The organism is Halomonas sp. ND22Bw (assembly GCF_003011945.1).
Lineage (GTDB): Bacteria > Pseudomonadota > Gammaproteobacteria > Pseudomonadales > Halomonadaceae > Halomonas > Halomonas halophila.
This window is the reverse complement of record NZ_PXWD01001460.1, coordinates 1-248: the sequence shown is the minus strand read 5'-3', so window position 1 is coordinate 248 and position 248 is coordinate 1. Positions and strand designations below refer to the sequence as shown.

General features: G+C 66.9%; 1 protein-coding gene. It reads left to right on the top strand.

Annotated elements, in window-relative coordinates:
- Positions 1–248: PQQ-dependent sugar dehydrogenase (locus tag CVH10_RS23065; protein ID WP_181244719.1), on the top strand; the 248-nt coding region annotated here is incomplete at both ends.

The following is a 248-nucleotide window of genomic DNA, read 5'->3' as shown; positions in this document are numbered from 1 at the left end:
CGAAGAGCGGCGAGAAGCGCCTGTTCGCGACCGGCCTGCGCAACCCGAACGGCATGGGCTGGGAGCCCGACACCAAGACGCTCTGGACCGTGGTGAACGAGCGCGACGAGATCGGCAGCGACCTGGTGCCCGACTACCTCACCTCGGTGAAGGACGGCGCCTTCTACGGCTGGCCGTGGAGTTACTTCGGTGGCAACGTCGACATCCGCGTGCAACCGCAGCAGCCCGACAAGGTGGCCAAGGCGATC